The 16,765-nt window shown below is 46.0% G+C and carries 11 protein-coding genes; 4 read left to right on the top strand and 7 right to left on the bottom strand.

Translation table 11 applies throughout. The annotated features are described in order from the left end of the window. Positions 1-10: 10 nt before the first annotated feature. The 4 genes from IEY13_RS19785 to IEY13_RS19770 all read right to left on the bottom strand — a co-directional run bounded on the left by IEY13_RS19785 (position 11) and on the right by IEY13_RS19770 (position 5,093). Positions 11-952 carry an alpha-E domain-containing protein gene (locus tag IEY13_RS19785; protein ID WP_188955444.1) on the bottom strand — a complete coding sequence of 314 codons (942 nt, stop codon included), beginning with the start codon at positions 950-952 and terminating at the stop codon, positions 11-13. A 42-nt stretch (positions 953-994) separates the two neighbouring features. Further along, positions 995-2,440: a circularly permuted type 2 ATP-grasp protein gene (locus IEY13_RS19780; RefSeq protein WP_188955442.1), complete on the bottom strand. Its 1,446-nt coding sequence runs from the start codon at positions 2,438-2,440 to the stop codon at positions 995-997. Positions 2,441-2,630: 190 nt separating this feature from the next. Then, the gene (gene aspS / locus IEY13_RS19775) at positions 2,631-4,460 is read right to left on the bottom strand and encodes an aspartate--tRNA ligase (RefSeq protein WP_188955440.1); all 1,830 of its coding nucleotides are present in this window, start codon (positions 4,458-4,460) and stop codon (positions 2,631-2,633) included. Positions 4,461-4,523: 63 nt separating this feature from the next. After that, entirely contained in the window at positions 4,524-5,093 is a 570-nt protein-coding gene (locus IEY13_RS19770; RefSeq protein ID WP_188955438.1) for a 5' nucleotidase, NT5C type, read from the bottom strand. Between the two features lie 83 nt (positions 5,094-5,176). Here IEY13_RS19770 and IEY13_RS19765 point away from each other — a divergent pair, with 83 nt between their 5' ends. From IEY13_RS19765 to IEY13_RS19750, 4 genes are all read left to right on the top strand, one after another. After that, entirely contained in the window at positions 5,177-5,926 is a 750-nt protein-coding gene (locus tag IEY13_RS19765; protein WP_188955436.1) for a DeoR/GlpR family DNA-binding transcription regulator, read from the top strand. Between the two features lie 30 nt (positions 5,927-5,956). After that, entirely contained in the window at positions 5,957-7,108 is a 1,152-nt protein-coding gene (locus IEY13_RS19760) for an MFS transporter (RefSeq protein WP_188955434.1), read from the top strand. Positions 7,109-7,159: 51 nt separating this feature from the next. Then, a complete protein-coding gene (locus IEY13_RS19755) occupies positions 7,160-8,293 on the top strand; it encodes an MFS transporter (RefSeq protein WP_229687929.1) in 1,134 nt (377 codons plus the stop codon). A 110-nt stretch (positions 8,294-8,403) separates the two neighbouring features. Next, complete coding sequence (locus IEY13_RS19750; protein ID WP_188955430.1) at positions 8,404-8,853, top strand: hypothetical protein; 450 nt, start codon at positions 8,404-8,406, stop codon at positions 8,851-8,853. A 30-nt stretch (positions 8,854-8,883) separates the two neighbouring features. On the opposite strand, the gene IEY13_RS19745 is transcribed toward IEY13_RS19750, so the two are convergent. The 3 genes from IEY13_RS19745 to IEY13_RS19735 all read right to left on the bottom strand — a co-directional run bounded on the left by IEY13_RS19745 (position 8,884) and on the right by IEY13_RS19735 (position 16,661). Beyond that, positions 8,884-9,291, bottom strand: coding sequence for a hypothetical protein (locus IEY13_RS19745; RefSeq protein ID WP_229687928.1), 408 nt, complete (start codon positions 9,289-9,291; stop codon positions 8,884-8,886). Between the two features lie 29 nt (positions 9,292-9,320). Further along, the gene (locus IEY13_RS19740) at positions 9,321-10,385 is read right to left on the bottom strand and encodes an NAD(P)/FAD-dependent oxidoreductase (protein WP_188955428.1); all 1,065 of its coding nucleotides are present in this window, start codon (positions 10,383-10,385) and stop codon (positions 9,321-9,323) included. Between the two features lie 72 nt (positions 10,386-10,457). Continuing rightward, a complete protein-coding gene (locus IEY13_RS19735; protein ID WP_188955426.1) occupies positions 10,458-16,661 on the bottom strand; it encodes an alpha-2-macroglobulin family protein in 6,204 nt (2,067 codons plus the stop codon). Positions 16,662-16,765 lie beyond the last annotated feature (104 nt).

The following is a 16,765-nucleotide window of genomic DNA, read 5'->3' as shown; positions in this document are numbered from 1 at the left end:
AACTATTGCGTTAGGCATAAGAAAAAAAGCATTGTCCCAGTCTGGCGCTAAACTCCAGCAATTCGCTTCTTACCGTGGCAAAAAACGTTTTCAGTGTTGCTTCGTCCAGCGAATCTAGTTCAATATACTTTACGTGACTGTAAAGCCTGCCAAAACTACGGGCCAGCGCCTTGTTTTCGGCCGAAGGGTTTTCCTGCACCACATCGCACAAATGTTTGTCCAGCCGGCTCAGCGAATACAGAATAGAGCGTGGAAAGTCCTGATTAATAACCGCCTGGTGCAATACGTTCTGGTTATAATTGGCTGTGCGGTACCGTTTCAGGTGCAATTCGTACCCGCCCAGCGATAAAAGCAGGTAGCGCCACTGCATAATATCCCGGTTGTGTTTTAACCGGTAATCCATCATCTGGTACTGATTTTCGGTAATTTCTATCGTTTGCAAACAACGTTCAATGTATTTGCCCAGGTTCATAAAATGCCAGCCCATGCCGCGGGCCATAGTATTGTCAACCACACCCGTATATAAAAGGCTGTACCGCATCAGGTTGTCAATCACCTCCAGCGTGCCATAGCTCTGTAAACGCTGGGGCAGGGCGGCGTGGTTTACCATATGGTACATCTGGTTTACCTGCTCCCACATTTCTTTGGTAATATGGTCCTGAATACCCCGGGCGTTTTCGCGCGCTTTAATTAAAATTGATTTGAGGGAGTTGGCGTTCCTCATGTCTACAATCAGTTGTTGCAGTACAGCATCTGTATCATTGGCCAGCAGTTGCATCTGCTGCTGATCGGCAGCTGTAAATATTTCCAGTACCGGCAACCAGTTTTGCAGGTCGTCGGTATTTTTGTCTAACGATAATATATAACAGGCTTTTATAGAACGGAGCATTCCATCAGCACGTTCCATATAGCGGTTCATCCAGAACAGAGAATCGGCAATTCTACTTAGCATAGCGTTGTATGGGGTAGTTGTGTGTGGTTCTAAATAAAGTAATTAGTCAATAATCCAGGTGTCTTTACTGCCGCCACCCTGGGAGGAGTTTACCACCAGCGAACCTTCGCGCAGGGCCACCCGGGTTAAGCCACCTGGCACAATCTGTACTCCATTAGGGCCGCAAAGCGCATAAGGGCGTAAGTCAACATGCCTGGGTTGAAATTTGCCATCTATAAAACACGGAACCGTAGATAGTTTAATAATAGGTTGCGCTATAAAACTTCTGGGGTCGGCTTCTATAGTAGCTTTCGCTTTCAGCCATTCTTCCTCACTTACTTTATTGCCCATTACCATACCATAACCGCCTGATTGGTTGGTACGTTTTATTACCATGTTCTGAATATTCTCAAACACATGCTGCCGTGCATCTGCGTTGCTCAATTCATAAGTGGGCACATTGGGCAGTATAGGTTCTTCGTTCAGGTAATATTTAATCATATCCGGTACGTAGGCATATACCGCTTTGTCATCTGCCACCCCGTTGCCTACGGCATTCACCAGTGCCACGTTTCCTTTGCGATAAGCACTCATTAAGCCTGGCACGCCCAGTACACTGTCTGGCTTAAACACCAGCGGATCTAAAAACTCATCATCTATACGGCGGTAAATTACATGCACCTGTTCCAGGCCATTGGTGGTTTTCATGTACACTTTATGATTGTCCACCACCAGGTCGCGGCCTTCTACCAGGGCAATACCCATCTGGCGGGCCAGAAAAGCATGCTCGTAATAAGCAGAGTTAAAAATGCCTGGTGTTAATAATACCACCGTAGGAGCAGATATCTGCGTAGGCGCCAGCGATAACAGTATCTGGTGCAGCATCAGCGGATAGTTGTGTACCAGCCGTACTTTATTAGCCGCCAGCATATCCGGAAAAATGCGTTTGGTTACCTCCCGGTTTTCCAGCATGTACGATACGCCGGAGGGGGTGCGCAGGTTGTCTTCCAGTATATAAAACCGGCCGTCATCGCCCCGTATCAGATCAATGCCCGATATGTGTACATAAATGTCGTACGGTACTTTTATACCAAACACCTCACGCGTATAGTGCGGGCAGGAAGCAATTAAAGAGGCAGGTATTACCTTATCTTTTAAAATCAGCTGCTCTGAATAAATATCTTTCAGAAATAAATTCAGTGCTTTCAGGCGTTGCTTAATGCCCGCCTCAATATGCGCCCACTCCACACCGGTTATAATGCGGGGAATAATATCAAAAGGGAAAATGCGTTCAATGCCTGCATTATCGCTGTACACCGTAAAGGTGATGCCCTGGTTCATAAATAGTTCACTGGCCAGCAAATCCTTTTGCTGCAGCGTACCTACATCCAGCTTCTGCAGCGCATTAAATACTTTATTGTAATGATCCCGGATATTGCCGGTATCGCACATTTCATCCCATATGCCATTTGTACAGCGGTATTCTTGTAGCAAAGCAGATAAACTCATAAGCAAATCGATGGATTTTAGAGTGCTCATGACAAAAAATCGAAGACGAGTACAATATAAGGAAAATTAGCAGCAATGCAACAAAGGCTTAAAAAGAAGAAGCCCATAGCAAACCTCTTTTTAAAAATACCTGTATGCTTTTTACACAGGATAAAAGGTTCGGCTATGGGCCTTGTATAAAAAGCTGCTACTAGCTTTGCAGGTTCAGCTTTATCTGTAATTCAGTAAACTGTTTTTCGTCAATCTGCGAAGGCGCATCCAGCATCACATCGCGGCCGCTGTTGTTTTTAGGGAAGGCGATAAAGTCACGGATGCTTTCACTACCACCCAGTATAGCACACAAACGATCGAACCCAAAAGCCAGACCACCATGCGGCGGTGCACCATATTCAAAAGCGCCTAATAAAAAGCCGAATTTATGGTTGGCTTCTTCGGTTGACATACCCAGTGCTGCAAACATTTTCTCCTGCAACTCGCGCTGGAATATACGAATGCTACCACCACCTATTTCATTGCCGTTTAACACCAGATCGTACGCGTTGGCTTTGATGTTGGAATAAGGATGCTCCAGATATTTTTCTGCATTGGCAATAACAGGATCGTTATTGATCATGGTGGAAATATCGGAAGGCTTGGGCGAAGTAAACGGATGGTGACGGGCTACCCAGCGGTTTTCCTCTTCTGCATATTCAAACAGCGGAAAGTCTATTACCCACAGTAACTTAAACTCATCTTCTTTACGAAAGCCCAGGCGTTTGCCCATTTCCAGGCGCAGTTCGCTGGTGGCTTTACGGGTTCTTTCTTCACGGCCTGCCAGTATCAGTACTAAATCGCCGGCTTTTGCACCAGCTGCTTCAGCAATGGCTTTCAGTTTGTCTTCGCTGTAAAACTTGTCTACGCTGCTTTTGTAGGTGCCATCGGCATTGCATTTAATAAATACCAGCCCCTGCATACCTATCTGCGGGCGCTTAACCCACTCCGTCAGCTCATCTGTTTGCTTGCGGGTGTATTCGCTGCAACCCGGTACGGCTATAGCCAGTACGGTTTCTGCATTGTCAAACACGCCAAAGCCAGCGCCGTTAATCAGTTCCCCGGTTGCTTCAATGTTACCGTTGCGGTTAAAGGCCGATTTCAGGTTTAAAATCTGCATACCAAAACGGATGTCCGGCTTGTCGTTACCATAATGCCACATCGCATCTTCCCAGGTAAGGCGGCTGATTACATCGGTATAGTCGATATCTTTTACATCTTTAAATATGCGTTTCACCAACCCTTCAAACATGCCAATGATGTCTTCCTGGTCAACAAAACTCATTTCACAGTCAATCTGCGTAAACTCCGGCTGGCGGTCTGCACGCAAATCCTCATCACGAAAACATTTTACAATCTGATAGTAACGATCGTAGCCGCTAACCATTAATAATTGTTTAAATGTTTGCGGGCTTTGGGGCAGTGCATAAAACTGTCCGGGGTTCATGCGGCTGGGTACCACAAAGTCGCGCGCACCTTCGGGGGTAGACTTAATCAGGAAAGGCGTTTCAATATCCATAAACCCGTTCTCGTGCAGATAGTTTCTGGCAGAGCGGTTTACGGCATAACGCAGTTCCAGGTTTTTCTTTACCGCATTGCGGCGTAAATCCAGGTAGCGGTATTTCATGCGCAGGTCTTCGCCACCATCTGTTTCATCGGTAATGGTGAAGGGAGGCACTGCAGATTTATTCAGTATCACAAAACTCTGTACGGTTAATTCAATATCGCCGGTTGGAATATTAGGGTTTTTATTGGTACGCTCGGTAACGGTGCCGGTTACCTGTATTACATATTCACGACCCAGCGGATTTTCATCCAGCAGGTGGTTCAGTTCTTCTCCAAACAGCAATTGTGTAATACCATAACGGTCGCGCAGATCAATAAAAGTAATAGCGCCGAATTTTCTAACGGTTTGTACCCAACCTGCCAGGGTTACCTGGTTGTTGACGTTTTGGATTCTGAGTTCACCGCAGTTGTGTGAGCGATACATATAATCTATTTATTAAAATCAGTAAGGGCAGCAAAGATAGCTGAATTGGCTTACCACAGCCTTTTAAAGTGCTGTTCCGCTGGCTATTTTTGCGTTAAGTGGGTTGGTAGCGCCGGGTAATAATATATCTGCTACCTCCTTCCAGTTGTTAACGCGGGTATATTTTTCTATCAGCGCATTATGGGGCGAGGTAAACATCAGTTTTTCGCCATCAAAATAATCCAGGTTTTTCAGGTGGTCATCAATCATATAATCGCCGCTTACCAGTGCCTTGCTGCCGGTAAAAGCAATCTGGCGCCAGGTTAAAAATGGAAAATGCTCTTCCAGCCACTCATATTTTTCTATCAGCGATTGCGGAAACTCCATAGCCGCCGATACAATGAATACTTCATGATGCTCGTTCAGGGCTTTTACCACCACCTGTGTATCGGCAATCAGCGGGGCGGTTCTGAAAAAGCCGGGTGTATATAATAATTGTCTTATCAGCTGGGGCTGGCTGCAACATTCTTCCAGGTGCTTGCCATGCATAGCCTCTGCGGTGATGGTTTCGCCGGTAGCCTGATAATAATTATCTACCAGATGCGGAATAATATCTGCCATTACTTCGTCCATGTCAATGATAATTCTTGCCATATATTGCTATTTTAGTGCAATTTAATGCCATAAGTTGCAATGTTTGCTAATAAAGATGTTATTTTGTAGTAAAATGTTGCAAGATGTTGAAAGAAGAGCGGCTGGATTTTATACTCCGGAAGCTAAAGACAGATCAGAAAGTAACGCTGGGCGAGCTGAGTGCCATGTTGCAGGTATCGGAATATACTGTGCGCAGGGATATTGAATTACTGGCCGAAAATAACCTGCTTACCAAGGTACGGGGTGGGGCAGTACCGCATTCTCCCAATATGCATCCGTTTACCGATCGGGTGCATGTGCTGGAAGATGATAAAAAGAAAATAGCGCGTAAGGCTTTGCAATTATTGCAACCCGGCCAAACGGTGCTGATGAGCGGCGGTACCACTACCTATACACTGGCCCGTATGCTGCCGCAGGATATGCCACTTACCGTGGTTACCAATAACGTACCCCTGGCAACTATTTTGTGCGAGCATCCTTTGGTGGAAGTGTTGCTGGCAGGTGGCAGAATTGATAAACATGCGCAAATGACTACGGGAGCAGATGCCGCCCGTATGTTTCAGCAGGTGCATGTGGATATCTGTTTTACCGGCATATGCAGCCTGCACCACGAAATTGGAGTAAGCACGCATAATTACGACGATCTGGAAGCAGGGCGCGCCATGTTACAGGCCGCCAGTAAAGTGGTAGCCGTTACCACACTGGATAAAATAGGTACGGCAGAGTTATATAAGATGTGTGATATTTCTGTGGTGGACTGTATTATTACAGAAGCCGACAACACGCACCAACAATTTCAACCTTATACCGCGCTGGGTATTCAGATACTCTAGTATACAGCACAGGTGTTTAATTATTATAGCATGAACTTTTCTTTAGCGGTAGCAGGGCATAGAACGCACCGGATAGCAGTAGGTATTTTCTTTTTCATCGCAGGCCTGGTTTTTTCCAGCTGGACCTGCCGCATTCCCGATATTAAAACCCAGCTGCAACTGAGCGATGCAGCACTGGGCAGTGTGTTGTTTGCACTGCCGGTAGGCTTAATGTGCAGTTTGCCCATATCGGGCGTGCTGGTATCTAAATACGGCAGCCGCATGGTGTTAATACTGGCGGCGGTAATGTATCCTATAACCCTGGTGTTTATAGGGCTGGCAGGGCAGGTATGGCAGCTGGTTACCGTGCTTATGTTCTTTGGTTTATGGAGTAACATGCTTAATATATCGGTAAACACACAGGCGGTAAGTGTTGAATCGTATTATGGCCGCTCTATTATGGCCTCTTTTCACGGTTTGTGGAGCCTGGCCGGGTTGTGTGGTGGTTTTATTGGTTTTTGGGTAAGCCCCGCAGGTGTGCCTCCGTTTACGCATTACCTGATTATCTGCGGTACCTGTTTACTGATGGTGTTAATCACCCATAAAAACCTGGTAGTAAAAGATCTTAACACCGGAAGTACGCAGCCCCTTTTTGCCAAACCCGACAAAATAATCCTGAAACTGGGCATTATTGCCTTCAGCGGCATGGTGTGCGAAGGCACTATGTTCGACTGGAGCGGGGTGTATTTCCAAAAAGTGGTAATGACCTCCAAACAGTTTGTGGTACTGGGTTTTGTGGTGTTTATGAGTACTATGGCAGGCGGACGTTTTGCGGCTGACTGGGCCGTTACCCGCCTGGGGGTAACCCGCGTAATACAAATAAGCGGAATATGTATTGCCAGCGGCTTAATGCTGGCGGTGGCACTGCCGCATATTATACCGGCTGCCATCGGCTTTTTATTGGTGGGCGTGGGTGTTTCTTCTATCGTACCTTTGATATACGGACTGGCGGGTAAATCAAAAACCATGTCACCAGGGTTGGCCCTGGCGGCGGTATCTACCATCGGGTTTATTGGTTTTCTCATCGGGCCGCCACTGATAGGTTTTATAGCGGAATTATCCAGTTTAAGATGGTCGTTTACCGTTGTAGCTTTATTCGGAATTACTACTACATTGCTTGCCTCACAAACGAAGAATAAATAAAAATAACAGAGGCAGATGATGCTAACATACATAACGGGGAAAAATATGGCAATGGCAAGGCGTATGCGCATAGCCGTGGCGATATTCTTTTTTATATCGGGTTTTACTTTTACCAGCTGGGCATCGCGTATTCCCACACTACAGGAAAAGCTGCATTTAAACGATGCGCAACTGGGTACCGTATTATTTGCCCTGCCCATGGGGCTTTTGCTTACCCTGCCTTTTACGGGTATGTTACTGGGCCGTGTAAGCAGCCGGTATGTAATGCTGGCCGGTGCTTTATTATATGCGGTGCTGTTGCCGGCATTGGGGTTGGTAAACTCTGTATGGCAGCTGGCCATATTGCTGTTTTTCTTTGGCAGCTCCCGTAACTTTCTCAACATTGCCATTAACGCGCAGTCGGTAGGGGTACAGGCTATGTACGACCGTTCTATTATTACTACTTTTCACGGGGTATGGAGCGTGGCTGGTTTTGCCGGTGCAGGCCTGGGTTCTCTGATGATTTCCTGGAAAATATCTCCCTTTATACATTTTACCATAGTAGGTGTATTAGCGCTTATTATGACCATGATGGCCTATGGGGATGCGGTGCAGGAAGATAATACGGCCAGTGCCAAAAAGAAACTGCTGGCGTTACCGGATAAACCACTGCTAAAGCTGGGGCTGATTGCGTTTGGCAGCATGGTATGCGAGGGGACTATGTACGACTGGAGTGGCATCTATTTTCAAAAAGAAATTCATGTATCGGGCAAATACATAGGGCTGGGTTTTGCCGCCTATATGTGTACCATGGCTGTTGGCCGGTTTGTGGGCGACCGCCTGGTAAATAAGTATGGTGTAAAACAAATGTTACGTATATGCGGAGTTTTAATTGCTATAGGCCTGCTGCTGTCTGTGGCCATGCCGCATGTGGTAGTTGGGGTGTCAGGTTTTATGATTACCGGTTTGGGCGTATCCTGCGTGGTGCCGCTGGTGTTTAGTGTTACTACCAAAAACACCAAAATGGCTGCCGGTCCGGCTATTGCTGCCGTATCAGTAGTGGGGTATCTGGGCTTTTTGCTGGGTCCTCCGGTTATTGGTTATATATCCGAGGCGGTAAACCTGCGGCTGGCTTTTGTGCTGGTGGCTATATTAGGTTTTAGTATTACCTTGCTGGCCGGTAAAATCGCCGATAATAAAGGTTGATTGGCCCGTTCCGTAGTTAAATAAATTTAAAATCGTACCCATATCTCAACCCTGCGTTATACACTGGATGCAAACTTGCATTACTGCGTGTATACCTTAAAACAACAGTTATGAAATCAATTCTACGCGCTACTTTACTCATTGCCGCCCTTTATATTTTTGCCGGTTGCCGTAAAACCAACGATCTGGGGCCGCAGATAACCGGCTCCTGGGTAATGACAGAAGCTCAACAATATACTCCCTACGGCTGGCGGTTTGTGCAGACACCTGTAGATGGTGGCCGCTTTGATTTTTCCAGCAACGGCAATGTAAGCTACTCCGATTTTTATGGAGATATGTATGGCTCCTGGTCAATAGCCACTGTGCGGGATGGCTATTATGATGAGTTTGGTAATTATTATACCGATTTGCATGATGTAATGCGTATTGATATGCGCGACCCCAGCACTGCCCAGACAATTAACCTGTACTTTAACGATCTGGATTACCAGGGCTCTGTTTTTTATGGCACTTATTATAACGGTAGTTACATTGTACGATACCGTTTTGAAAGATATTAATCATCTATAGTAAATGCAAAGATGCCGTGGTTACATAGTTTCCACGGCATCTTTGTTTCTGGGCTTCCAGTATACATAATAGTATGCTAATATCAATATGCCCAGGCAAAAGGGAACCATAGCAAGATGCTTATAGGTAATGGTGCCCACTACTATCTTATCATCAAAGTGTAAAAACTCACTTATCATCCAGTAGCTGTTGGCTGCAATCCATATGGTAATAGCCAGGTTATGGCACAGTTCAGATACAAATTGCCGGGTGCGCCAGGCTATTACAATGGAAATAATCAGCGTAGGAAAAATCATAATTATCCCCAGTGGTTTCCATATCATACACCAGCTAACATCTTTAAAAAGCCAGAATACAATATGCAGGTTTTCCATGCGGCGATACGCAATAGGAATACGGTATTCCGTTTCAGTAGTTTCGGTTGCCATGTTTTAAGTAGTAGTAATTGTAAAAAGTTTTATAAAGATAAGGTGGCTGAAAACCTGCGCACATCACCTGCCGGTGTAATGGGCTGTCCGTTAACCAGGTGCTGCGCCAGCTGATGCGCAAAATACGGTGCCAGCGAACAGCCTTTGGTACCCATACCGTTTAAAATGCCCGCAGCGGGTTGCGTAGGGTGAAGGCCTGCAAAGGGGCGGCGCTCTACCGTAGCCGGGCGTATAGAAGCAATATGATCTACCACCGTAAACTTGCCTTTCAGCAGCATACCCAGCTCAGCAGTTTTGCGTTGGCGAAAAAGATCGGTAGGTAATGCATCGGTATAACGGTTGTCATACGTACTACCTGCCCACCACAGGCCATCGTACCAGGGTACCAGGGTGGTAATGCCGAATTTGTAAATATGGTTTTGCGGAAGATCGGGTATGTCTACAATCAGCGCCTCGCCTTTGTTAAAGCTGTAAGGCAGCTTTTCCCATAAAGGATGTTGAAATGTGTTTACGCCATTGCAAAAGAACACTTTCTCTGCCTGTATGTTTTTATAGGTAATACCTGTGGCATGTATCTGCAGTTGTGTGGCATCAAAGCTTTCTTCCAATAAGGCGCTGGTTTCTTCCAGTTTTTGCCGCCAGCCTTTTAACAGGGCATGTAAATCAACCAGCCACGCGGGGCTGATGGCTACGGCGCCGTGGTTAAAATAGAAATAGGTATGGTAATCTATAATATCGTTAGCCGCTATGGGCTGTATAAAGGAAGGCTGATTGTTCATTTTCTGCTCATACGCCTCCAGCATTTGTTCTGAAGGAGGGAAGGCCTGTATAGGGCAGTTTTGAATTACCTGTTGCTGAATCTCCAGCCCAATGCTGGTATACGCATTCCAGGTAAAAGGCATCAGCTCCTCTGCCATCCAGGTGGTAACTACCTGGCGGCCGGTAACGGGGTTAATAACACCGCTGGCTACTTTGGTGGAGGAAAAGGGTTGTGCTTCATCTATCACCAGTACTTTTTTGCCTGCTTTCTGCAACTCGTAGCTGAGAAAAGTACCGCAAATGCCCTGGCCTATAATAAGATAATCTACTTGCATGCCGCAAAGATAAAAAGCCGGGCGATTTATTATCGCCCGGCTTTTGGAAGGTTCTTTTTATTGTGTAACCTGTTATTTTACTGTCAGCTTCCATCCTTCGCTGTGGCTGGTAAATTCCGGAGCGTACATGCATTGTGCAGTAGCTATGCCCGCGTTGAATGTGCCGGTATTGGTAATAAATACAGGGTAGCTGAGTATATAAGTGCCTTTACGCAGATTGTCGATAAAGAAGTTGGTGCTGGCATCTTTGGTAGCTTCATAATAACCCAGTGCATCCTGCCATTTGTAACCGCTTAATACGTTTACAGGCTCCATGGTGGCGGCACGCATGTCTTTTACATGCACATATTCCATGTCACGATCGCTGGATACAATCAGCTGCACTACCAGTTTATCACCCACTTTAACTTCACTGTTGCCGGTAAGGGCCACCAGCTCTTTGTTAGTGCCGGTTGTTTTTTCAATAAACCACTTTTTAGTTACTGCCAGCGGGTTGCCGGTAGCAGCCGTTATTTTGTCTGTGTTTTCAAAATACTGCCAGTAAACAGCGCCGTAGCTTACAGCTGTTTTATTGGTGGCGTCAATAACAGAACGGGTGGTTACCGTAACATTACCCATATCAGGGGTAACGGAGGCGCCATCTATTCTTTGTTTAAAGTAACCGCTGCCTGCCTGTTTAACATTGTCGGCAGATGAAATCTGCTTATTGCCCAGTTGTATGGTTACCTGGCGGTTGCTTTGTAACTGATCTGCTTTCAGCAGCAGTGCATAACAGGCATCGGCTGTGGCAACAGTAGTACCCCAATGGTTGGTTTGTTTGTTCAGCAATAACCAGGTGCGCATGTTATCGTACGCATCGGTTAACGACTTATTGGAGAAGTTGTTGCTTAACTCAGCAGTCGCCAACATCATGGTAGCCTGATGCTCAATAGGAGCGGTGTACCAGAAACAGGTAACACGGTCTTTCCAGTACATGCCTTTGGTGCTGTCTTCCACGGCATTTTCCAGTATAGAAGGCAGAATGCTGTTTACGGCAAATTGTTTTTGACCGTTACGTGCCAGCGATACTGCCAGCAGTGCTTTGTTGTAGTTGTTCTGCTTGTTCCAGTATTTACGCGCTTCGGCCCATAACAGCTCAGTTGCTTTACCCGATTTTATTCTGGTGCCTGTAAAATAGCTGCGTGCATACAGATACTGAATAAGATGGTTGGCTAAAAACACTTTGTTTTTACTGTTGATTCTGGTAAAGCTTTTATAGTCTTCTTCTACCTTTTCATCCATCCAGGTAATAGCATTGGCAGCTACTGCCAGTAAACGGGTTTTGTAAGCGGCAGGTATGGCGTTTGCTTTCAGCAGTTTGCCAATACCGGTAACTACGTAAGTAGTAATATACCTGTCGGCATTGCCACCTTTAAACCAGCTAAAGCTTCCTTCTGGCAGTTGTTGCTGCTCCAGCTTTTGCAGGGCGCTTTCTGCGCTGTTGCTCATTTTTACCACATCAAACAGCAGTGCTATGTTTTTACGCTGTTGCGCTTCGCTTTCGGCCTGTAATACCCATGGGGTTTCTTCCAGTAGTATTTGTTTCAGGCTTTCGTTTTGCGCCAGTTTGCCGGTGGTAAAGCTGCTATCGTTTTTCCACAGCTCAAAAGCGGCTTTAATCTGCGGATGTTTGTTTACTATCTGTGCCGCCAGTGCATTGGCATAAAAGCGGTTAAAGGTTTGTTCTGCACACTCATGCGGATACTCAGCCAGGTAAGGTAAGGCCTGTACTGCCTGCCATATAGGGTTGCTGGTATACTCTACTGTTACAGATTCGGTACTCAGCGTAGTACTGGTATTATTTACCAGTTTATCCAGTTTGTACTGTTTGGTGGTATTACCTTTTAACAGCAGTGGCAATGTTTCGGTAACCAGCATGCGGTTAGATAATACAGGCAGCGTGTTTTCTTCTCCATCGCTGTATTGATTAGCGCGGGCGGTAATACGCCAGGTCAACGGATGGTTGAAGTTGGCCGGAACAATAACCGGGAAGCTGATAGCTGTGTTTACGCGTGGCTTTACGGTAAATGACTGTGTAGCATTTTTGTTGCCCAGCTGATCGTTAACCGGTTGCAGGGTAACGGCATCTATCAGTTCCAATTGAATGTTGCCATCAAGCGCTACAGAATCCAGATTGCTGATGGTAGCGGTGAGGGTAGCCTCATCGCCCTGGCACAGAAAGCGTGGAGCGTTTAACTGCGCCATCATGGTTTTCTGCGATACTATGGTTTGCGATTGCGTACCAAACGAAAGGTCTTTGGTATGCGCCAGACTTAACCAACGCCATTGTGTTAACGACTCTGGCATTTCAAAGCTGAAAGTGTAGGTGCCGGAAGTATCTGCATACAGCTGGGGGAAGAAGAACGCTGTTTCGTTAAAATTCTTCCTGGTTTGTACAGGCTGCTCGTTGCCTTTTTTAGTGGTGATAATTACAACACCGTTTGCGGCTCTTGAGCCGTACAGGGCGGTAGCAGATTCATCTTTTAATATATCTAAGTAGCCGATAGCGTTTGCTGATACATCTGACATGCTACCGGGTTGGCCATCTATCATAACCAGCGGTGCGCTGGCCTTTTTGGCTGCTGCCATGCCACGAATTGCAATCTTCTCTTCAGCGGCTGCAGCTGCAGATACGGGGGCTGCCATTCTTTCATATAACTGACGGGGGCGACCTGAAGAAGTCCAGTTGTTTTCTGTCTGTGAAACCAGTCCTAAGCTATTGGCATCTGCCAGTTGATCGTATATTTTACTGAAGTACTCCTGATCATTTTCATAATAACCGCGCGCAGGTATGTGTGAAGTACTGGTTGAAAATCCTTGCCCATGGCTCCAGTAATAAGGGTTATAATAAGAAGGCCATATAGCAGGAGAAAACCAGTTGTGCGGGTTAAACTGATCTAAAGAGGCATCGTACATAGCAGTAAGTAATTCTGCAGCGGCTTTGGTGCCGTTGCTTCCACTAACCTGTACGCTCCAGGTTTCTTTACTGCCGGGCTCGGTTTTATTACGGAAAGTTTTGTAGCTCACCTTTAACAGCTTGTTATCGTAAGGCACCGTAATATCATCACGCATTTCATACACACGGTTGTGTATTACAAAAGCTCTGGATACACTAATGCCACCACGGTCAGCTTCTGTAACAGGTATGCTGGTGGTTTTTACTCCGTTTTGTAACTGATAATAAGAAAAGGTTCCCACCTTACTATCACCACGCAATATGTTTTCTATTACGTACACATTGCTGGCCGAGCTTCCGGTTTTCAGTTCCAGGGTGTTGCCTGGGGTAACGGATGTTTTATCGTTATAATGCCACAGGTAAGCGGTAACAGGCAGGTTTTTATTGTTTTCAAATACCTGCACATAACCAATATCTTTTAAAGTATCTCCATGCTCTACCACGCTGGCTTCTACCACATACCATCCGGCCTGCAGGGTAGAAGGCAGTGCAAAACCTTTGTCTTCTGCGTCAGTTGACGAGGTATTGTAAGTAGTATTGATGATAGCTGCCTTTTTATTCCAGTTCAGGTGATTGGTTTCTTCTCCATACTCATCGTGTGGAAACAGGGAAATGTATTCCTCCTTAGTCATTACAAACTGGTCCGGAGCGTTCCAGTATCTTTCGCGTATCAGGCGGGAAGGTGCTTCCAGGGGCGACAGGGTAATCTGCACACGTGAGCTTACTTCTTTACCAGCCAGGTTTTGTACCTGAACGGGTATATGGGTAAAGGCTTTGCTTTCAGTAACAGAAGGCAGTTGTATTTTAACTACCAGCGATTGGTAACCTACCGACAGTTGCGTGTTGCCCTGCCGGGTTTCGCCACTGATATCGGTAACAGATACGTCAACATTGAAATTAAACTGCGGTTTGTTGCCTGCCTGTACAGATGAATCGGGCTGGGCTGCAAACTTTATTACAAAACTGCCATCATCTTTAGTGGTAACGGTGCCGCTGGCTACTACCTGCGGATTGCTGTAAGGCATTCGGGTAGTTTTAAACAGCCAGGGGTAAGGGAAGTAGGTATTACGCGTAATGGTGTAAGTGGCTTTACCACCGCTTACAGTAGCACCGGTGTAGTTAGTGGCACGGCCGGTAACGGTAACAGAATCGTTTAACCGGTAGCTGCCAGATAAGGTATCGAACGCCAGGTAAAACTTAGGCCTTTTATATTCCTCTACCATTACATCAGTACTGCCGTAGGTATTGATGCCCTTGTTGTTGTTATTGGCAACCTGAATATTATACCGGCCGGTAAGTAACCCCTGCGGAAAAGTAAACTGGCCTTTGAAAGAGCCGTATTCGTTGGTAGAAACCCATAAGGAATCTGTAAGCGAACCATTGGGGTTATACAGAAATATATGCAGACTGTCTTTAGAAGTATAGAGTTCCGGCTTGCGATTTTGTTGGCTGCTTTGGTAAGCTATGCCTTTAAAGTAAGCCGTTTGGCCGGGGCGGTAAATACTACGATCTGTAAAGAAGCTTATTTGCACCGATTTGAAATCGTGATTGGTAGGATTGCTGTAATAAATATTGTCCTGTGTTAACAGCGTATCGTTGCTGGTATACAGTGCCAGTTGATAATCCGACGATGCGAAAGTAAAGTGTCCGTTTTTATCGGTTGTTACAATAACAGGTTTAGATTTTATATACTTCCTCAGCCGGCTGTTCCATTCGTTTTTGGTAAAGCTGGCTTTGGCATTGCTGATAGGCTGCCCTGTTTCGCGGTTCAGTACAAAATAGTCAGCGCCATATTGCAGGTAGCTGATAGCCGATACCGTGAATATCTGTATGCCTACGGTGCCATTGTCTTTGGTAAACTGGCTGTTCCCCGAAGTAACTAAAAGATATCTGCCGGCAGGAAGCCCGTCTATTTTAATTTCCGTGCTATGCTGCTGATAATCGTTGGTTACCGGTAATGGCTGGCTGAACTGACGGAAAGGTGTTTGCTTAGCTATAAACTGATACAGGGTGGTATCGTATGAAATGGTACCGGGTATGCTATCGTTTAACGCACCAAAGCGGAATATTTTACCATATAACATGGGCGTGTTCCGGTAGCGGATATAAGCGCGGAAAGGTTGCGCCGGCAGGTTAATGCGTTCCACCTGGTTGGTGAGTGCGGGTGTTTGTATAGACTTTAGCAATTGCTGCATATTACTGCTGCCTTCGCTGGGGGCTTTTTGATGAGAAAGCGCCTTGTCTATAATGCTTTTAGCGGTAATGTAATCGTAACGGTACTGTGTATCAGACAAAGGCTGATAGGTAGCTGCTCTGGCTGCATAAAAAGAGGCATGCAGGTAAATGGCCTGTGCAGCTACGGGATTGTCTTCGTACTTGTTAATTAACTGCTTTAAAGTTTGCAGGTACAGGCTGTCTTTTTTAGGATGCCTGCAATTGGCGTAAGCCCAGCTGATGCGGTTAATATCTGCATCAATAAAAGCATCGGGCTTTGCATCCTGCTTATGAAATTGCAGCAGTTTCTGATAACCCTGTATCAGTTGCTGCGTAGCATAAGACTCGCTGATGGTAAAACGGTATTGTAAAAAAGCCTCAGCCGGGGCCAGCAGAGCGGTCGCCTGTTCGTTGCTTATTTGTGAGTTGTTGGGCTGCGTGTTAAAATGAGCGGCGTAATATTCTATAGCATCATTTGCCAGTAAATCGTACAACGTAGGGCGTAAATACCGGGCGTTGCCTTTTACTATAATAGCCTCAAAGCCCGATAAGGAGGTCTGTTGCAGGGTAGCAGCAGGGGCCAGGGCTGCTTGGTATATACTATCAATAGTGGTAAGAAAGTCTCTGTTGGTCCAGGTTTCTACATCGCCGGGTTTTACTGAAGTGTTGGTGCGGTTTCTTATCTGCCAGCTGTTATTATCCAGTATGTTGTTATAGTTTTTAGCCAGCAGTACGCGCAAAATGCTTTTCTGCGGTACGCTAAAGGCTTTGTCTATTTCTCTTTCAATGTTTTTAAGCTGTGCGCTGTCGCTTACATCCTGTATCTGCCGGGTAATGTACAGGCGGTATAACAGGGTTTTAATGGCCTGGGGCTCGTTCTTCTGTGTACTTGCTTTCTGATAAAGTTTGTTTACCTGATCAAGTGCCGATTTGGGTAGACTGCTTTTCCACAGCAGGCTATCAATCAGTTTCCATTGGGTGGGAAAGCTATCCGGCACACTCTGCGCAAGCAGGCCGGAGGTACAGAGCAGCAGTGCTGCCAGTAAGGCAAGGCTGTTGTTTTTCATCTGAATCATTTTTTGCGTAAGGGCAATGTACATAAAAAGAATGCCAACACATCTGCCAGTTCCGCGTTTTTAGTGTTAATTTAAACGTAAGTGTCTATAATACA

It is taken from the genome of Filimonas zeae (assembly GCF_014641615.1).
Lineage (GTDB): Bacteria > Bacteroidota > Bacteroidia > Chitinophagales > Chitinophagaceae > Filimonas > Filimonas zeae.
This window is presented reverse-complemented; position numbering and strand designations above follow the sequence as displayed.